This window comes from Stenotrophomonas sp. YJH_SMC_91, from assembly GCF_059368495.1.
Map to the genome: position 1 here is coordinate 1 of NZ_JCAFRT010000015.1, position 17,089 is coordinate 17,089.

Genomic DNA, 17,089 nt, shown 5'->3' on the forward strand with positions numbered 1-17,089 from the left:
CGGCACTACCGTTCGGCAGTTTCCCAGGGGAAGCGTGGCAGGGCGTCCACCGCCTGTTCCAGCCGCTGCAGATGCAGCAGGTCTTCCGCGCCGTGGCCGAAGCGCTGGGCTGATGCCCGGTAGTGCCGGCCGCTGGCCGGCATCCCAGTGTGGTGGAATCAATGCGGTTGCCGGCCAGCGGCCGGCACTACCGGTCCACGGTCTCCCAAGGGGAAGCGTGGCAGGGCGTCCACCGCCTGTTCCAGCCGCAGCAGATGCAGCAGGTCTTCCGCGCCGTGGCCGAAGCGTTGGGTTGATGCCCCGGTAGTGCCGGCCGCTGGCCGGCATCCCTGTATGGTGGGATCAACGCGGTTGCCGGCCAGCGGCCGGCACTACCGCTCGGCAGTTTCCCAGGGGAAACGCGGCAGGGCGTCCACCGCCTGTTCCAGCCGCTGCAGATGCAGCAGGTCTTCCGCGCGGTGGCCGAAGCGCTGGGCTGATGCCCCGGTAGTGCCGGCCGCTGGCCGGCATCCCTGTGGGGTGGGATCAATGCGGTTGCCGGCCAGCGGCCGGCACTACCGCTCGGCAGTTTCCCAGGGGAAACGCGGCAGGGCGCCCATCGCCTGTTCCAGCCGCTGCAGATGCAGCTGGTGTTCCGCGCGGTGGCCGAAGCGCAGGGCTGATGCCAGGTAGTGCCGGCCGCTGGCCGGCATCCCAGTGTGGTGGAATCAATGCGGTTGCCGGCCAGCGGCCGGCACTACCGTTCGGCAGTTTCCCAGGGGAAGCGTGGCAGGGCGTCCACCGCCTGTTCCAGGCGCCGTGACCAGTTCTGGTGGATGTCCGCATACAACGTTGAATCCGCGCCGAGCCGCAGCTGCTGCCCGATGCGCAGTTCACCATCACGCAGCAGCGCCAGGTCGATCGGCAGGCCTACCGACAGATTGGAGCGAATGGTCGAATCCAGCGACACGATTGCCGTGCGCGCCGCGTCCTCCAGGCGTGTGGCCGGGCTGAGGATGCGGTCCAGGATGGGCTTGCCGTACTTGGACTCACCGATCTGAAGATAGGGCGTCTCCGGCGAAGCGGCGATGGCGTTGCCGAGCGGGTAGATCATGTACAGCCCGGGCCGCTCGCCAGCGATCTGGCCACCGAAGATCAGCGTCGCCTGGGTGTTGACCCCGTCATGGCCGTGCTCGCTGTGGCTGCTGTGCACCTGGCTGTCCACCAGCAGCTGGCCGACGTACTCGGCAGCTTCGAACAGATGGGTCATGTCGCGCAGGTTGGGCGTGCGCCGTTCACCGGCGTCGCGCCCCAGGCGTGACACGAGCAGCTGGGTGGTGGCCAGGTTGCCAGCCGCCATCAGCACGTAGGCTGCCTGGCCGGGGTACTCGAACACGTGCAGCTTGCGGTGCACGCGCACATCGTCCAGCGAGGCATTGGTCCGGGTGTCGGCAGCGAAGACCAGGCCTTCGTCCACCTCGATTCCAACGCAATAGGTCATGTCGGTGCCCTATCATGTGCGTCCCGGATTGTAGGCAGGCCGCCGTGACGACGGCATGTCCACGCCCCCCCAAGTGCCGTCACCTGAACCGCATGACCACCGTGCTCCTGAGCCTGGGCAGCAACGTCCAGCCCCGCCGCTACCTCCACGCCGCGGTGACGGCCCTGCGCGAGCGCTTTGGCGCACTGCAGGTGTCACCCGCCTACCGTACTGCCGCGGTCGGCTTCGATGGCCCGGCCTTCCTCAACAATGCGGTGGCGATCGAGACCGATCTGCCACTGCAGGAACTGGACGACTGGCTGCATGCGCTGGAAGACGCGCACGGCCGCGATCGCAGCGGGCCGCGCTTCTCCGACCGGACCCTGGACATCGACGTGGTGTTCTACGGCGACCTGGTGGTGGAAGGCCCCGGCCACCTGCGCATTCCGCGCCCGGAACTGAAGCATGCCTTCGTGCTGAAGCCGCTGGTGGACATCGCGCCGGGATTCATCGACCCGGTCAGCGGGCAGGACCTGGCCACGCTGTGGCGGGCGCACGCGCAGTTTGGCGAAGCGTTCGAGGTGGTGGACCTGGAATGACGGCGGTTGCCGGCCAGCGGCCGGCACTACCTCAACTGACCGTGCGCCCACCATCCACGCGCAGGGTGTGGCCGGTGACGAAGCTGGCTTCGGCCACCAGCCAGTAGACCGCTTCGGCGATCTCCTCGACCGTGCCGATCCGCGCAAGCGGCGTGCGTGCCAGCAGCGCCTCGCGGGCGAAATCGTCCTTGCCCTGTTCCGGCCACAGGATCGCACCCGGTGCTACTGCATTGACCCGCACCTTCGGCGCCAGCTCCAGCGCCAGCGAGCGGGTGGCCATCTCCAGCGCGGCCTTGGCCATGGTGTAGGCGATATGGTCGCGCATCGGGTCGGTGCCGTGCAGGTCAGTCAGGTTGACGATGCAGCCCTGCTGGCGGCGCAGGTAGGGCGCCGCCGCCTGTGACAGCAGCAGTGGCGCGCGCGCGTTGACCGCGTACAGCTCGTCCATTGCCTCGGCGGTGACCTGGCCGAGCGGGGTGGGGAAGAAGTTGGAGGCGTTGTTGACCAGCGCGTCCAGTCGCCCGAAGTGGGTGACGGCCTGTTCCACCAGGTCGGCCAGGGCGTCGGCGTCACGCAGGTCGGCCTGCAGGGCCAGCACGCTGCCGGGACGCACATTGTCGAAATCGAACGCGGCCTGCTGCAGCTCGGCGCTGGAGGTATTGGCGTGCAGCACCACCGACCAGCCACAGGCGTGGAACTGGCGGGCGATGGCCGCACCGATCCGGCGCGCGCTGCCGGTGATCAGGACCACGGGGTTGGTATCGCTCATCGAGGGTCCTCCAAGGCTCGGCTATCCTGTGCACCATTGTCACCGCATTCGAAGACGCCATGCAGCCCACCTTCCCCCTGCCCGAAGCCGATGCCCTGGCCCACAGCGACCAGCTGGCGGCCGCCCTGCGCGCCGAAATCCTTGCGCAGGGCGGAGCAATGCCGTTCTCGCGCTTCATGGAACTGTGCCTGTATACCCCCGGCTGGGGCTATTACAGCGCCGGTGCCAGCAAGTTCGGCGGCAGCGGCGACTTCACCACCGCGCCCGAGCTCGGCAGCCTGTTCGCCGGCAGCGTGGCCAATGCGCTGGCGCCGGTGTTCGCCCAGCTGGGTGCGCAGGCGCGGATGCTGGAGCTCGGCGGTGGTACCGGCGCCTTCGCCGAGGCGGTGCTGCTGCGCCTGGCCGAGCTGGATGCGCTGCCGTCGCGCTACGCCATCCTGGAACCCAGCGCCGACCTGCGCGAGCGCCAGCAGCAGCGCCTGCAGCAGAACCTGCCGGCCGAGCTGGCCGCGCGCGTGGACTGGGTCGATCGCCCGTTCGAAGAAGACTGGGAAGGCGTGGTGTTTGCCAACGAGGTGATCGACGCGCTGCCGACCCCGCGCTTCCTGATCCGGGACGGCGAGGTCTACGAGGAAACCGTCGAGCTGGATGCCGAAGGCAACTTCATCCGTGGCGCGCAGCCCGCCGACATCCTGCTCAACGGCGCAGTGCGGCATATCGAGCGCTACCTGGAAAAGCCCTTCGCCGAGGGCTACCGCTCCGAGGTGCTGCCGCAGCTGCCGTACTGGCTGCAGGCGGTGGCGGGCGGCCTGCAGCGCGGCGCGATGCTGTTCGTCGACTATGGCTACAACCGCGGCGAGTTCTACCAGCACGACCGCGACGATGGCACCGTGCGTGCGTTCTACCGTCACCACGTGCACAACGACGTGCACCGCTGGCCGGGCCTGCAGGACATCACCGCGTCGGTGGATTTCACCGCGATGGCCGAGGCCGGCATGCACGGCGGTTTCGAGCTGGCCGGCTACTGCAGCCAGGCCAGCTTCCTGCTCGGTAATGGCCTGGACCAGGTGCTGCTGCTGGCCGAGGAACGCACCGATGAGGTCGGCCGCATCCAGCTGCGCGACCAGGTGAAGAAGCTGACCCTGCCGACCGAGATGGGCGAGCGCTTCCAGGCCATCGGCCTGCAGCGTGGCGTCGACTTCGAACCGGCCTTCGAGCTGGGTGACCTGAGCTGGCGCCTGTGAGCGAGGTGTTGCCGGCGATCAAGCCGCTGCGGCGGCCGCGGTTGTGGGCCGGGCTGTGGGCGACGGCAGTACTGCTGGTGATCGTGGTCTGCCTCATTCCACCGCCGCCGATTCCGCTGCCGGAAAACAGCGACAAGGGCGAGCACTTCCTCGCCTATTTCATCCTGGCCGGCAGCGCGGTGCAGCTGTTCCGTCGGGGCCGCCCGCTGCTGTGGGTGGGCGTGGGCCTGGTGCTGATGGGCATCGGCATCGAATTTGCCCAGGGCGCGCTGACCAGCAACCGCATGGCCGACCCGATGGATGCCATCGCCAACACGATCGGTGTGCTCACCGGCATGGCCACCGCACTGACCCCGCTGCGCGACCTGCTGCTGCGCTGGCGCGGGTAAAGGCGTGCCAACCCAGGTTGGCACCTACCCGTAGATCCACGCCATGCGTGGATGCTCTGCCCGAGGTGCCGACCAAGGCCGGCACCCACCCGGACAGGCCTGCCGTCATTTCCCCAGGGTCACCTCATCCAGCACCCACATCGCCGGGCGCGTGTCGCCGGTGAAGTTGATGCACAGGTCACCGCTGCCCTGCGTGCCCTTCGGCAGCGCCGCACGCAGGGTCACGAAGCCATCGGCATCCGGCTTGGCCGGCAACGGCACTTCCGCCAGAACCTTGCCGCTGCAGTCGCCACGACGCACCTGCATCTCGCCGTGCGCGCGCTTCGCTTTCTCGAAGCGACGCTTGGGTTCATCGTGGGCAAGCTGGAAGTAGTACGGAATACGCCCCGCGCGCACTTCCACGTTGCCGATGCCGTCCAGCTGCGCCTGCGGCCAGCGCCAGCAGGGCTGGAAGATGTCCACGTTGAACACCGCACGCGTTCCCTCACGCGGGCCATCGTCTTCCAGGCGCAATACCAGGCCCTTCGTGCCCACGCAGCTGAGCAGCTCATCGCTGCGGCGGCTGAGCAGCGACTGTGCGGTGAAGGTGGCAATGGTCGGTTTCGCCGCCAGCATCTGGCCCTGGTAGAACGCGGCAGCCTGCACGGTGGTTGGCAGTTTCCCGGTCAGCGGCTGCTGGTACAGCGGTGACTGCGCGCTCAGCGGCTGGCCATCGGTGCTGTAGCGCACTTCATAGCCCAGCGGGTTGGCCAGCGACACCGTCACCGTGTTGGCCGCGCGATTGTCGGTGTAGTCCACGCCCACTTCGAACGGGGTCTGCGCATAGGCCAGGCCCCAGGCACGGTAGCGCTGCAGCTGGGACGGCAGGCGCGCGAGGAAATCGCGGAAATCGCGATGTTCCGGCGTGCTCCAGCCGGTCTCGGCCACGGCGGCCAGGCGTGGGAACAGGTTGTGCTGCAGGCGTGCGTAGCTGCGCGTGTGCTCGGTGAACATGTTGGCCTGCAGGCCGAGGATGTGCCCGCGCTTGTCAGCGGCCAGCTCGGCCGGCACCGGCTCGAAGTTGTACAGCTTGCCGAGGTTGACCTGGGTCGGGCGGCCGGGCGGTTCGTTCGGCGAGGCCGTCTGCAGGTAATCCAGATAGAGGTAGCCGACCGGCGACATGATCACGTCATGGCCGGCGCTGGCCGCAGCCAGTCCGCCTTCGGTGCCCTGCCAGGACATCACCGTGGCCTGCGGCGGCAGCCCGCCTTCGAGGATCTCATCCCAGCCGATCAGGCGCCGGTCGTGCTCCTCCAGGAAGGTCTCCAGGCGCTTGATGATGTGGCTCTGCATGGCCATTTCATCCTTGATGCCCAAGGCACGCATGCGCTGCTGCACCTGCTTCGACGCTTCCCACTGGTCCTTCACTGCTTCGTCGCCACCGACGTGCACGTACTTGGCCGGGAACAGGTCGATCACTTCTTCCAGCACGTTCTCGAGGAAGGTGACGGTGCTGTCTTCAGTGTTGAACAGGTTGGGGAACACGCCCCATTCGCTGATCGGCTTCAACGGCGTATCGATGGTGCCCAGCTCCGGATACGCAGCAATCGCGGCAGTCGCGTGGCCCGGCACATCGATTTCCGGAATCACCTGGATATGCAGCTTCGCGGCATAGGCAATCACTTCGCGGATCTGGTCCTGCGTGTAGAAGCCGCAATACGGATGCTCCTTGCCAGTGACCGGATCGATGCCACCGTCGCCGGCCGGCAGGCGGCAGCTGCCTACGTCGGTCAGCTTCGGGTAGCGCTTGATCTCCATGCGCCAGCCTTGGTCGTCGGTGAGGTGCCAGTGGAAGGTGTTGAGCTTGTGCGCGGCCATCGCATCGAGCACGCGCTTGATCTCGTCCAGGCTCTGGAAGTGACGTGCGGAATCGAGCATGAAACCGCGCCAGCTGAAGCGCGGCGCGTCCTGGATCTGCACCGCCGGCAGCACGCCATTGCTGCCGCCGGTGGCGAGCTGGGCGAGGGTGGTCGCGCCGTAGAACAGGCCGGTTTCGTTGCCGGCCTGGATCAGCACGCCCTGCGCGGTGCTCTCCAGCGTGTAGCTTTCGCCGCTGTCGCGGAAGGTGGGCACGATCTGGAAGCGGATGCTGCCCGACGTGCCTGGCGCCTTGCCGCTGGCTCGTGCAAGGCGCGGACCACCGCTGCGGGCCAGCAGATCGGCGAACTGGCTGGCGACGCGCTGCGCGGCTTCGCCTTCGGCCTGCAGCACGGTGTCGGCGCGGACGGTGATGCCGCTGCCCTGGCCGCGCTGCACGGTGGCCGGGGCAGGAATCAGCATCAGGCTGTCGGCGCGCAGCAGGGGGCCGGGTGCTTCAGTTGCGGGCGTGGGGTCGGCGGCAAGTGCCGGCAGTGCCGGCAACAGGGCGAGCAGGCTGCCCAGCAGCACTGCGCTGCGCATCCGGGCGCGGGAAGGCTTGACCATCGGTACGACTCCTTGGAACGGTGCGATGAACGCTATACATGAAAAACGCCGGGCCCGGAATGACCCAGGCCCGGCGTGCGTGCACGACTCGGCGATGTTGCCGCCGCTGGATCAGTACTTGAAGCGGAAGTTGAGGTAGTACTGGCGACCGTTGCTGTAGAACGAGGTCGGGATGGCCGCGGTCTGGTAGTACTTGTAGGTCGGGTTGTTGAGGTTGAGCGCATCGAAGCTGATGCTCAGCCAGTCGGTGGCCTTGTAGCTCAGCGACGCCGACAGGGTGCCGAAGTCATCCTGGTAGTACGGGTTGGCGCCGGACAGGCCGATCAGGAACGACGAACGGCGGGTGTAGCTGACGCGTGCACCGAAGGTATCGTTCTCGAAGTAGGCACCGACGTTGTAGGTGTTCTTCGAAGTACCCAGCAGGTTGTCGCTGCCATCGGCCCAGGTGTGGTCGGTGCTGCCATCGGCGTAGGTGTAGTTGGCATTGACACCGAAGTACTCGCCGATCGGCTGCTCATAGGCCACTTCGATACCGCGCACCTTGCCGTCGGCATTGCGCGGGCGGGAGATGTTGTACTCCTCGAGACGGTTGGTCAGCTCGCTGAACAGCATTTCCTTCTCGGTGCTGAAGGCGACGTAGTCCTTCAGGCGCATCGAGTAGGCACCGATCGACAACATGCCGCGCGGCATGAAGTACCACTCCAGGTTGGCGTCGAAGTTGGTCGACACCACCGGCTTCAACTTCGGATTGCCGCCACCGCCGGTCCGGTTCAGGTCCGAACCGTAGGACGAGGCACCCAGTGCCGAGAAGTCCGGCAGGGTCTGGGTCTGCGATGCGGCCACGCGCAGCACCAGGTCGTCACGCAGGTCGTACTTGAAGTTGGCGCTCGGCAGCACACGGTTGTGCTTGTTCTCGAAAGCTTCGCGGGTCCACGCGCCGAACAGGCTGCTCACGTCCGGCACGGTCGAGCCGGTGGCGGCGGCGTAGGTATCGATATCCTGCTTGATGTTGACGTAGCGCAGGCCGACGTTGCCGCTCCAGCGGTCGCCGCTGAAGTTGCCCTGTACGTAGGCAGCAAAGTTCTTCTCGGACACCTTCCACTCGGCGCCGTAGTTGTGGCGGCCGGTCGGGCCGTCATTGCCGGACAGCCAGGTGGAGTTGTTGGTCACTGCTTCCTTCAGTGCGCCCGGGGTGAAGTACCACAGGTCACGCGGGAAGCTGCCACCGATGCCGTTGGCGAAGCCACCGGGGAAGTTGGCAGTGGCGCCGTTCTTCAGCGCATTCCAGATCGCGCCCGGGGTTGCGCCTTCCGGCGACTTGGCCTCGCGCTTGTGGTCGCCGAAGCGGGCGCCGAAATCAATCGAGTTCAGTACGCCAGCGTCGGCGAAGTACTGGTTGAAATCGAGCGTGGCCCACTTTTCCTTGTCGATCGCGGTGACCTGCTGGTTGCCCCAGGTACCGAAGTCGGTCACGCCGCTCGGGCCGATGTTGCCACCGACGTTCCAGTCGATCGGCGAGCCGTTGCCGTGGGTTGCCCAGGTGGCGCCGCCACCACGGGCCAGGTTGACTTCGGCGATGTACTGGCGCGGCGTTTCGCCGGTGCCCTTGGTGCTGCCAGCCTGGAATTTCATGCCCAGGTTGTCGCTGATCTGCCAGTCGGCATCGAAGGTGATGTAGTTGGTCTTGGCCTTCGACTCGCGGTAGATCATGTCGTACACCGCGTAGTCGCGGTCGGCCTGGCCGGCGAAGGTGGCGTTGGACAGTACGCCATCCTTGATGACGTAACCCGGATTCGGGGCCTGGCCCGGAATCAGGATCTTGTTGCCATTGGCATCTTCAACGGTGCGGTCGTTGAGGATGCGGCCACCCCACAGCATGAAGTTGCGGTTGTAGTTGTTCGCCTTCAGTTCCGAGCTGAAGCCTTCCAGGCCCAGGGTCAGGTTGTCCATCGGCTTGAACTGCAGCGACACCAGGCCGCCCTTGCGCTCGCGGGTCTGTTCGAACAGGGTCGAGCCGAGCAGGCCCGGCGCGTATACGCCGGCCAGGTCCGGGTTGGACTTGGCCACGGTGCCATTCGGATCGATCTGGAAGAAACCGCCCGGGATTTCCTGCGCTTCGCGGCGCAGCTCGCGCTTCTGGCTGAAGGCCTGCACCATCACGCCGAAGTTGCCTTCGTCGTTCTTGTAGTTGAACAGTGCCGACAGCTGCGGGTCGTTGGACTTGGCCTGGTCCGAACGCACCATGCCGATGGAGCCTTCCGCAGTGAGCTGCTTGGAGAATTCCAGCGGCTTGCGGGTGAGGATGTTGACGGTACCGGTGGTGCCGCCGTCCTGCAGCTTGGCCTGCGAGGACTTGTTCACTTCCACCGAGCGCACCAGTTCCGATGGCAGCAACGAGTAGCTGACGCTGCGGCCGACGTTGTTGCCCTGGCTGAGCACGAACCAGTCGGCGGTGCCGACGGTGTGGCCGTTGATCAGGGTCTGGGTCAGGCTCGGGCTGGTACCACGCAGGCTGACGCGGTCGGCTTCGTCGAAGCCGCCTTCGTCGGCGCTGGACGAGCTGATGTTCACGCCCGGCAGGCGCTGCAGGGTGTCGGCGACGTTGTGCGCGGGCAGCTTGCCCACGTCTTCGGCGGTGACCACTTCCACGCGCGCATTGGCTTCGCGCTTGGTGTCCAGCGATTTTTCCATCGACCCACGGATGCCGGTGACCTGCACGGTATCCAGGTCGGTGGCGGTCTGGGCGGCCTGCTGCGCATGTGCACTGAAGGCGATGCAGCTGACGATGGCGGCCGAAAGCAGGGTCTTGCGGGTGTTCATGATGTCTCTCCTCATCACTCGATTGGATGCCGGCGGCGGTGTTCGATTACGGTTGCGATGACATGCGCGGGGCGGCGGCGAAGTCCCGTGCGTTGGCGTGCCACGTACTGCGTGCTGCGATTGCGTTGAAGCCTGTTGCGGTGTCAGGCGGCCGACTGCTGCTGCAGGTACCAGCTGGCAGCGCCGACCACGCCCAGCTGGCCGTGCTCGACGACCTTCACCGGGATGCGTGCCAGCGCTTCGCCCATCGGCCCCTTCTGCAGGTAGCGTTCGACGAAGGTGCTGGCGTGCAGGTATTCGCGGATCTGCGGCAGGATGCCGCCGGCCAGGTAGACGCCACCATGGGCGCCGTAGAACAGCGCCATGTCGCCGATGGTGCTGCCGAGCAGGCCGCAGAACACATCCAGCGCCTGGCGCGCATGTGCATCGCTGTCGGCCATGGCCGCAGCGGTGACCGCGTCGGGGCTGGCCAGGGTCGGCGCCTGGCCCTGCAGTGCGCACACCGCGCGGTACAGGTTCATCAGGCCCGGGCCGGAGATCGCATGTTCGATCGACACATGCGCGCGGTCGCGCTGCATGTGGCGGACGATGGCCATTTCCAGTTCGGTGCTGGCGGCCAGGGTCGGTTGGCCGGCTTCGGTCGGGAGCACCACCGGGCCGTGCGCGGTGGGGATCCACAGCGCGGCGCCGAGGCCGGTACCGGGGCCGACCACCAGGGTCGGGCCGCGGGCGGCGGTTTCCGGTCCGCACAGGTGCAGCACGCCACTGGCGTCAACCTGCGCAGCGGCATAGGCCACGGCTTCGAAGTCGTTGACGATGAAGACCCGCTGCAGGCCGACGTCGGCTTCCACCTGGCGCGCCGACAGCGGCCACGGCAGGTTGGCGGTGATCACCGTGCCGTCCTCGCGGGCGTAGCCGGCACTGGCGACCACGCAGTGCGTGGGCCGCGGGCCTTCGCCGAGGAAGTCGGACAGGATCGCGCTGAGGCCTGCATGGTCGGCGTTGCGGTACTTGCGGTACTCCAGCACCTGCACCGGATGGGCGGCATCACCGCTGGCCTGGACCCGGGCCACACGCACATGGGTGCCACCGACGTCGGCGGCCAGGAACGAGGGCGCGATTCGGGACAGGACATGGGCCGGGGCGGGGTGGCTGGCGGTCACGCGGGCTCCTGCTGCAGGTGGGGCCGTCCCCAAGGCTCGAGGGCGGCGATTGGGGCGGAGTCTGTAACCGCGCTGACAACGATGTCAACGAGTTCGTGACACTTTCGTTGCTGCGTCGCAACGAATGCGGCGTGCAGTAAACGTTTACATGGCGTGAGCATGGGTTTCACGCTGGAGCCGTTGCTGCACGGGGCTCAAGGGCTGCGGCGCATTCAGCACGATCCGCTGCCATCGGGTTGCGCAGTGCAGCACGAGGTTCACGCGGCCTCGCGGGGAAGTTGACAAACCGCGGTTGTCCATCGAAAGAATGTGACAACGTTGTTCCCAGCCACTCTCCGACGCCGCGTTCTGCGGCCGTCGCCGCAGGAGCCCTTCCCGATGTCCGCCGTCTCCGCTGCAAGCGTGCGCCCGAACGTGGCCACCTCCATCGCCATCGTCGGCGTGCTGTTCTTCCTGATCGGCTTCTTCACCTGGCTCAACGGCCCGCTGATCACCTTCGTCAAGCTCGCCTTCGAACTCAGCGAGGTCGGCGCCTTCCTGGTGCTGATGGTGTTCTACCTGTCCTACTTCTTCCTGGCCCTGCCGTCATCGTGGATCCTGCGCCGCACCGGCATGAAGAAAGGCCTGAGCCTGAGCCTGCTGGTGATGGCCGGGGGCGCCGCGCTGTTCGGCGAATTCGCCACCCAGCGCTGGTATCCGGGCGCGCTCGGCGGCCTGTTCGTGATCGGCAGCGGCCTGGCCCTGCTGCAGACCGCGATCAACCCCTACATCTCCATCCTTGGGCCCATCGAGACGGCGGCACGCCGCATCGCGTTGATGGGCATCTGCAACAAGATCGCCGGCATGCTCGCGCCGGTGCTGATCGGTACCGTGGTGCTGCATGGCATCGGTGATCTGTCGGCCACGGTGGCCGCTGCCGATGAAGCGACCAAGGCGCAGCTGCTCAACGAATTCGCCGCCAAGATCCATGTGCCGTACCTGGCCATGGCCGGCCTGCTGGTGCTGCTGGCGGTGGCCGTGCTGTTCTCGCCGCTGCCGGAAATCAAGTCGTCCGAAGCCAATGCCACGCCGGTTGCGGCCGGTGCCGCCGAGCGTCGCAGCATCTTCCAGTTCCCGCATCTGTGGCTGGGCGTGCTGTGCCTGTTCGTCTACGTGGGCGTGGAGGTGATGGCCGGCGATGCCATCGGTACCTACGGCCACGGCTTCGACCTGCCGCTGGACCAGACCAAGATGTTCACCTCGCTTACCCTGGGCGCAATGCTGGTCGGTTACGTGGTCGGCCTGCTGCTGATCCCCAAGGTTGTCTCGCAGTCGCGCTACCTGACCATTTCGGCGGTGCTGGGCGTGGTGTTCTGTCTTGGCGCCTGGGCCACCCACGGCTACGTGTCGGTGGCTTTCGTGGCCCTGCTGGGTTTTGCCAACGCCATGATGTGGCCGGCGATCTTCCCGCTGGCGATCCGTGGCCTGGGCCGCTTCACCGAGACCGGTTCGGCGCTGCTGGTGATGGGCATTGCCGGTGGCGCGATCATTCCGCAGCTGTTCGCCGTGCTCAAGCAGCACATCGACTTCCAGCTGGTGTTCGTGCTGCTGATGGTGCCCTGCTACCTGTACATCCTGTTCTATTCGGTGGTCGGGCATCGCGCCGGCCTGCCGCAGGACAAGGCCTGATCGGCGATGATGGACGGCAGCCAACCCCAGGGAAAACCCATGCGCAGAGCGACCATCAAGGACGTTGCGGAGAAGGCCAAGGTCTCGCTGAAGACGGTCTCGCGGGTGATCAACAACGAGCCCTCGGTGATGCAGGCCACCCGTGCGCGGGTGCTGCGTGCCATCGCCGAACTCGATTACGAGCCCGATCCGTCCGCGCGCAACCTGCGCAGCGGCACCACCTTCGTGATCGGGCTGGTCTACGACAACCCGAACCCGTACCACATCATCGGTGTGCAGAACGGCGTGCTGGCCGCATGCCGCGAGACCGGTTTCGGCCTGCAGATCCATCCCTGCGACTCCAGCTCGCCGCTGTTGGCCGATGAGCTGGCCGACTGGGTGCAGCGTTCGCGGCTGGCCGGGCTGGTGCTGACCGCACCGATGTCCGAGCGCCGCGACCTGATCCAGGCGCTGACCGCGCGCGGCATCAAGCTGGTGCGCATCATCGCTGCCACCGAAGACCCGGCCGATGGCGCCTGCGTATTCGTCGACGATCGCGAAGCGGCCTATGAGATCACCGAGCACCTGATCCAGCTGGGTCACCAGCGCATCGGCTTCCTCTGGGGCGGCATCTCGCACCGCTCCTCTGGCGAACGCTATGCCGGTTACGAAGCCGCGCTGAAGGACTACGGCATGACCGTGGACAAGCATCTGGTGGTGCAGGGCGACTACACCTTCGATGACGGTTTCCGCGGTGCGCGCCGCCTGCTGGCGCTGCGCGAGCCACCTACCGCCATCTTCGGTTCCAACGACGAAATCGCCGCCGGCGTACTGGCCGCCGCCAAGTCGGCCGGCATGAACGTGCCCTACGACCTGTCCATTGCCGGGTTCGAGGACAGCCCGTTCTCGCGCCAGTCGTGGCCGCCGCTGACCACCGCCAAGCAGGCCACCGAGGACATCGCCCGCCACGCCGCGCGCCTGCTGATCGCGCAACTGCGCAGCGATGCCTACGACGATGCGCCGGCGCCGCTGCACAACCAGGGCTTCGTGCCGCAGCTGGTGGTGCGTGGTTCGACCGCGCCGATGCGCCCCGCCGGCGCACGCCCCCTTCCTTCCGATCCTGCCTGAGCCTGCCATGTCGCTGTCAGACCCCACGTCCACCCTGATGTTCGCCGAGGCCGCTGAAGCGGCCGACGTGGTCGCGCGCCAGTTCTCGCGCAACCACGCCACCATGGAAACCCTGGCCGCCAGCCTGCGTGCTGAACCGCCGCCGTTCGTGGTCACCTGTGCACGCGGCAGCTCCGACCACGCCGCCACCTATGGCAAGTATCTGCTGGAAACCCAGCTGGGCCTGGTGGTCGCGTCGGCCTCGCCATCGGTGGGGTCGGTCTACGCCGCACCATTGCAGCTGCGCGGCGCACTGTTCATCGTCATCTCGCAGTCGGGCAAGAGCCCGGACCTGCTGCGCAACGCCGAGGCCGCCAAGGCGGCCGGTGCGCGCGTGATCGCGCTGGTCAACGTCGAGGATTCACCGCTGGCGCAGCTGGCCGATACGGTCATTCCGCTCCACGCGGGTGCCGAAAAGAGCGTGGCGGCGACCAAGAGCTACCTGGCGTCGCTGGCCGCGCTGCTGCAGCTGGCCGCGTACTGGAAGCAGGACAGCAGCCTGCGCGCTGCGCTGGACCTGCTGCCCGACGCGTTGCGTGAGGCGTGGCAGTGCGACTGGAGCGCGGTGACCGAAGGCCTGGTCGAGGCCACCAACCTGTTCGTGCTCGGCCGTGGCCTGGGCCTGGGGGCGGCGCAGGAAGCGGCGCTGAAGTTCAAGGAAACCTGCAGCCTGCATGCCGAAGCCTACAGCTCGGCTGAAGTGAAGCACGGCCCGATGGCGCTGGTCGACCGCGGCTTCCCGGTGCTGGCCTTTGCCCAGCCGGATGAAACCGGCGCCGGCACCCATGCCGTCGTCGAGGAATTCACCGCGCGTGGCGCACAGGTATGGATGGCCGGTGCTGGCGGCAACCTGCCGGTGGCTGCTGCGCCGCACCCGCTGTGCGCACCGCTGCTGACCGTGCAGAGCTTCTACCGCGCGATCAATGCGCTGGCGCTGCGTCGTGGCTTCAACCCGGACCTGCCGCCGCACCTGAACAAGGTGACGGAGACCGTGTAATGGCGACCGTCCTGCGCAATGCCCGCATCCTGGCGGGCGACGACTTCCGTGATGATCTGGCGCTGGTGATCGAGAACGGTCGCATCAGCGCGCTGTTGCCCGACGCCGCACCGCAGCTCGGCCATGCCGCCGAGCAGGTGGACCTGGGTGGCGGCTGGCTGCTGCCCGGCTTCATCGATGTGCAGGTCAATGGTGGCGGTGGTGCACTGTTCAACAACACGCCGGACGTGGCGGCACTGCGCACCATCGCGCAGGCGCACCGCCGTTTCGGCACCACGGCGATGCTGCCGACCCTGATCAGTGATGACGTGGCAGTGATGCGCGAAGCGATCGCTGCGATGCGCGAGGCGATCACGCAGGGTGTACCAGGCGTGATCGGCATCCACCTGGAAGGCCCGTACATCGCACCGGCGCGCAAGGGCACGCACGATGCCAGCAAGTTCCGCGTGCCGGACGAGGGAGAAATCGCGCTGGCGGCATCGCTGGACAACGGTGTGACCGTGCTGACGCTGGCGCCGGAGCGCGTGCCGCTGGAGACCATCCGTGCGCTGGTCGAGCGTGGCGTGATCGTTGCCGCCGGGCACACCGCAGGTACCTACGAAGAGATCCGTGCCGGCCTGGATGCCGGTGTGCGTGGCTTCACCCACCTGTACAACGCGATGTCGCCGCTGCAGGGCCGTGAGCCCGGTGCGGTGGGCGCCGCATTGGAGGACCGCGACAGCTGGATCGGCATCATCGTTGATGGCGTTCACGTGCACCCCGCCAGCCTGCGCGTGGCGCTGGCGGCCAAGCCGCGAGGCCGCCTGCTGCTGGTGACCGATGCGATGCCGCCGGTCGGTGCCGACGATCCCAGCTACGTGCTGTACGGCGAAACCATTACCGCCGTCGACGGCGTGGTGCGCAATGCTGCCGGTTCGCTGGCCGGCTCGGCGCTGGACATGGCCACCGCGGTGCGCAACACCGTGCAGCTGCTTGGCCAGCCGCTGGCCGAAGCGGCGCGCATGGCATCGACGTACCCAGCGCAGTTCCTCAATGTCGATGATCGCCTGGGCCACATCGCCGAGGGGTACCAGGCCGACCTGGTGCTGCTGGACGACGCCCTGCAGGTGCGTGGTACCTGGATTGCCGGACAGTACGAGGCCGCCTGATGAACAGTTCGCCGCCACGCCGGCTGGGCTCGATCGATGCCCTGCGCGGCATCACCGTGGCGGCGATGCTGCTGGTCAACAATCCGGGCGACTGGAGTGCGGTGTTCGCGCCGCTGCGTCACTCGGAATGGCATGGCTGCACGCCCACCGACCTGGTGTTCCCGTTCTTCCTGTTCCTGGTGGGCGTGTCGATGGCCTTCAGCGTGGCACCGCGCGCGCAGGATGCGGCGGCGCGACCCGCGTTGGCGCGCGGCGTGCTGGAGCGCGCGCTGCGCATCCTGATGGCCGGTGCGCTGCTGCACCTGCTGATCTGGTGGGCACTGGATACGCATCACTTCCGCATCTGGGGCGTGCTGCAACGCATCGCGGTGTGTGCGGCGTTGGTGGGCGTACTGGCGGTCTACGCGCGACCACGCGTGCAGGTGGGCGCTTTGATCGCGCTGCTGGTGGGGTACACCGTGTTGCTGCTGGGCATCGGCGACCTGGCGCCGTGGACCAACCCGGCCAGCCGCCTGGATACCGCGCTGTTCGCACCGTGGATCTACCAGTGGCATGCCGATACCGGACTGGGCCATGACCCGGAAGGATTGCTGAGCACGCTGGGGGCGCTGGCCAGTACCGTGCTCGGCCTGCTTGCCGGTGGCCTGCTGCGCAACGGGCGTTCGGCGGCATTGGCAGGGCTGGGCATGGCGACCGCTGTGCTGGGCCTGCTGCTGGCCGTGGTTCTGCCGTTGAACAAGCAGCTGTGGACGCCCAGCTACGTGCTGTGGACCGGCGGCCTGGCCGCGCTGGCGCTGTGGCTGGGCCACGTGCTGATCGACCAGAAGGGTTGGCCGGCACTCGGCCGGCGCTTCGGGGTCAATGCGATCACCGCGTACCTGGGGGCATCGGTGATGTCGGTGGTGCTGATGGCCACCGGGATCTGGGGGTGGATCTGGCAGCAGCTGGCCACCGCGATGCCGCAGGCGCTGGAGCTGGCGTCGATGCTGCAGGCGCTGGTGTTCGTCGCACTGTGGTGGGGCGTGGCGTGGTGGCTGGATAAGCGGAAGATCTACCTGAAGATCTGACCCCATCCGCCAACGGCATCCAGGCATGACGTAGATTTACCAGGTGCCATGAGCGAATCGATTGGCGATCCAGGATCAGTAGATCCACGCCATGCATGGATGCTTTGCGCGTGATTCCGGATGCCGGAAAAAATGAACGATTTCAGCCACATCACAT

At 67.0% G+C, this 17,089-nt stretch carries 14 protein-coding genes; 8 read left to right on the forward strand and 6 right to left on the reverse strand.

Going from position 1 to position 17,089, the window contains the following annotated elements; translation table 11 throughout:
• Positions 1 to 554: 554 nt before the first annotated feature.
• Positions 555 to 692, reverse strand: a complete 138-nt coding sequence (locus AC5P5X_RS16520; protein ID WP_181453846.1) for a hypothetical protein — start codon at positions 690 to 692, stop codon at positions 555 to 557.
• A gap of 44 nt (positions 693 to 736) precedes the next feature.
• On the reverse strand, positions 737 to 1,480 hold the full coding sequence (locus AC5P5X_RS16525; protein ID WP_012481280.1) for a proteasome-type protease: 744 nt from the start codon (positions 1,478 to 1,480) through the stop codon (positions 737 to 739).
• Positions 1,481 to 1,572: 92 nt separating this feature from the next.
• On the opposite strand from AC5P5X_RS16525, the gene folK reads away from it, so the two are divergent.
• Positions 1,573 to 2,058 (forward strand): 2-amino-4-hydroxy-6-hydroxymethyldihydropteridine diphosphokinase, encoded by a 486-nt coding sequence (folK, locus tag AC5P5X_RS16530; protein WP_099480173.1) that lies wholly within the window; start codon positions 1,573 to 1,575, stop codon positions 2,056 to 2,058.
• Between the two features lie 31 nt (positions 2,059 to 2,089).
• On the opposite strand, the gene AC5P5X_RS16535 is transcribed toward folK, so the two are convergent.
• The gene (locus AC5P5X_RS16535; RefSeq protein ID WP_111189024.1) at positions 2,090 to 2,827 is read right to left on the reverse strand and encodes a pteridine reductase; all 738 of its coding nucleotides are present in this window, start codon (positions 2,825 to 2,827) and stop codon (positions 2,090 to 2,092) included.
• A 59-nt stretch (positions 2,828 to 2,886) separates the two neighbouring features.
• Here AC5P5X_RS16535 and AC5P5X_RS16540 point away from each other — a divergent pair, with 59 nt between their 5' ends.
• Complete coding sequence (locus AC5P5X_RS16540; RefSeq protein ID WP_010480950.1) at positions 2,887 to 4,071, forward strand: class I SAM-dependent methyltransferase; 1,185 nt, start codon at positions 2,887 to 2,889, stop codon at positions 4,069 to 4,071.
• Positions 4,068 to 4,460 carry a VanZ family protein gene (locus AC5P5X_RS16545; RefSeq protein ID WP_005414493.1) on the forward strand — a complete coding sequence of 131 codons (393 nt, stop codon included), beginning with the start codon at positions 4,068 to 4,070 and terminating at the stop codon, positions 4,458 to 4,460. Before AC5P5X_RS16540 ends, AC5P5X_RS16545 begins: the two co-directional genes overlap by 4 nt.
• A 105-nt stretch (positions 4,461 to 4,565) precedes the next feature.
• Here the strand turns inward: AC5P5X_RS16545 and AC5P5X_RS16550 are convergent, their stop codons facing one another.
• The 3 genes from AC5P5X_RS16550 to AC5P5X_RS16560 form a co-directional block, all read right to left on the reverse strand.
• Positions 4,566 to 6,923, reverse strand: coding sequence for a beta-N-acetylhexosaminidase (locus AC5P5X_RS16550; protein WP_111189025.1), 2,358 nt, complete (start codon positions 6,921 to 6,923; stop codon positions 4,566 to 4,568).
• Positions 6,924 to 7,034: 111 nt separating this feature from the next.
• A complete protein-coding gene (locus AC5P5X_RS16555) occupies positions 7,035 to 9,743 on the reverse strand; it encodes a TonB-dependent receptor (protein WP_005411048.1) in 2,709 nt (902 codons plus the stop codon).
• A gap of 143 nt (positions 9,744 to 9,886) precedes the next feature.
• Positions 9,887 to 10,906 carry a glucokinase family protein gene (locus tag AC5P5X_RS16560; RefSeq protein WP_024957032.1) on the reverse strand — a complete coding sequence of 340 codons (1,020 nt, stop codon included), beginning with the start codon at positions 10,904 to 10,906 and terminating at the stop codon, positions 9,887 to 9,889.
• Positions 10,907 to 11,284: 378 nt separating this feature from the next.
• Between AC5P5X_RS16560 and AC5P5X_RS16565 the strand changes: the two genes are divergently transcribed.
• From AC5P5X_RS16565 to AC5P5X_RS16585, 5 genes are read left to right on the forward strand one after another with little or no spacing between them, the layout of a single operon-like run.
• A complete protein-coding gene (locus AC5P5X_RS16565; protein WP_099562495.1) occupies positions 11,285 to 12,574 on the forward strand; it encodes a sugar MFS transporter in 1,290 nt (429 codons plus the stop codon).
• A gap of 39 nt (positions 12,575 to 12,613) precedes the next feature.
• Entirely contained in the window at positions 12,614 to 13,681 is a 1,068-nt protein-coding gene (locus AC5P5X_RS16570; RefSeq protein WP_006391719.1) for a LacI family DNA-binding transcriptional regulator, read from the forward strand.
• 7 nt (positions 13,682 to 13,688) lie between these two features.
• Positions 13,689 to 14,717: an SIS domain-containing protein gene (locus AC5P5X_RS16575; protein ID WP_495216013.1), complete on the forward strand. Its 1,029-nt coding sequence runs from the start codon at positions 13,689 to 13,691 to the stop codon at positions 14,715 to 14,717.
• The gene (gene nagA, locus AC5P5X_RS16580) at positions 14,717 to 15,865 is read left to right on the forward strand and encodes an N-acetylglucosamine-6-phosphate deacetylase (protein ID WP_062605631.1); all 1,149 of its coding nucleotides are present in this window, start codon (positions 14,717 to 14,719) and stop codon (positions 15,863 to 15,865) included. Before AC5P5X_RS16575 ends, nagA begins: the two co-directional genes overlap by 1 nt.
• The gene (locus AC5P5X_RS16585) at positions 15,865 to 16,932 is read left to right on the forward strand and encodes an acyltransferase family protein (RefSeq protein ID WP_043034006.1); all 1,068 of its coding nucleotides are present in this window, start codon (positions 15,865 to 15,867) and stop codon (positions 16,930 to 16,932) included. The genes nagA and AC5P5X_RS16585 overlap by 1 nt, the downstream gene beginning before the upstream one ends.
• Positions 16,933 to 17,089 lie beyond the last annotated feature (157 nt).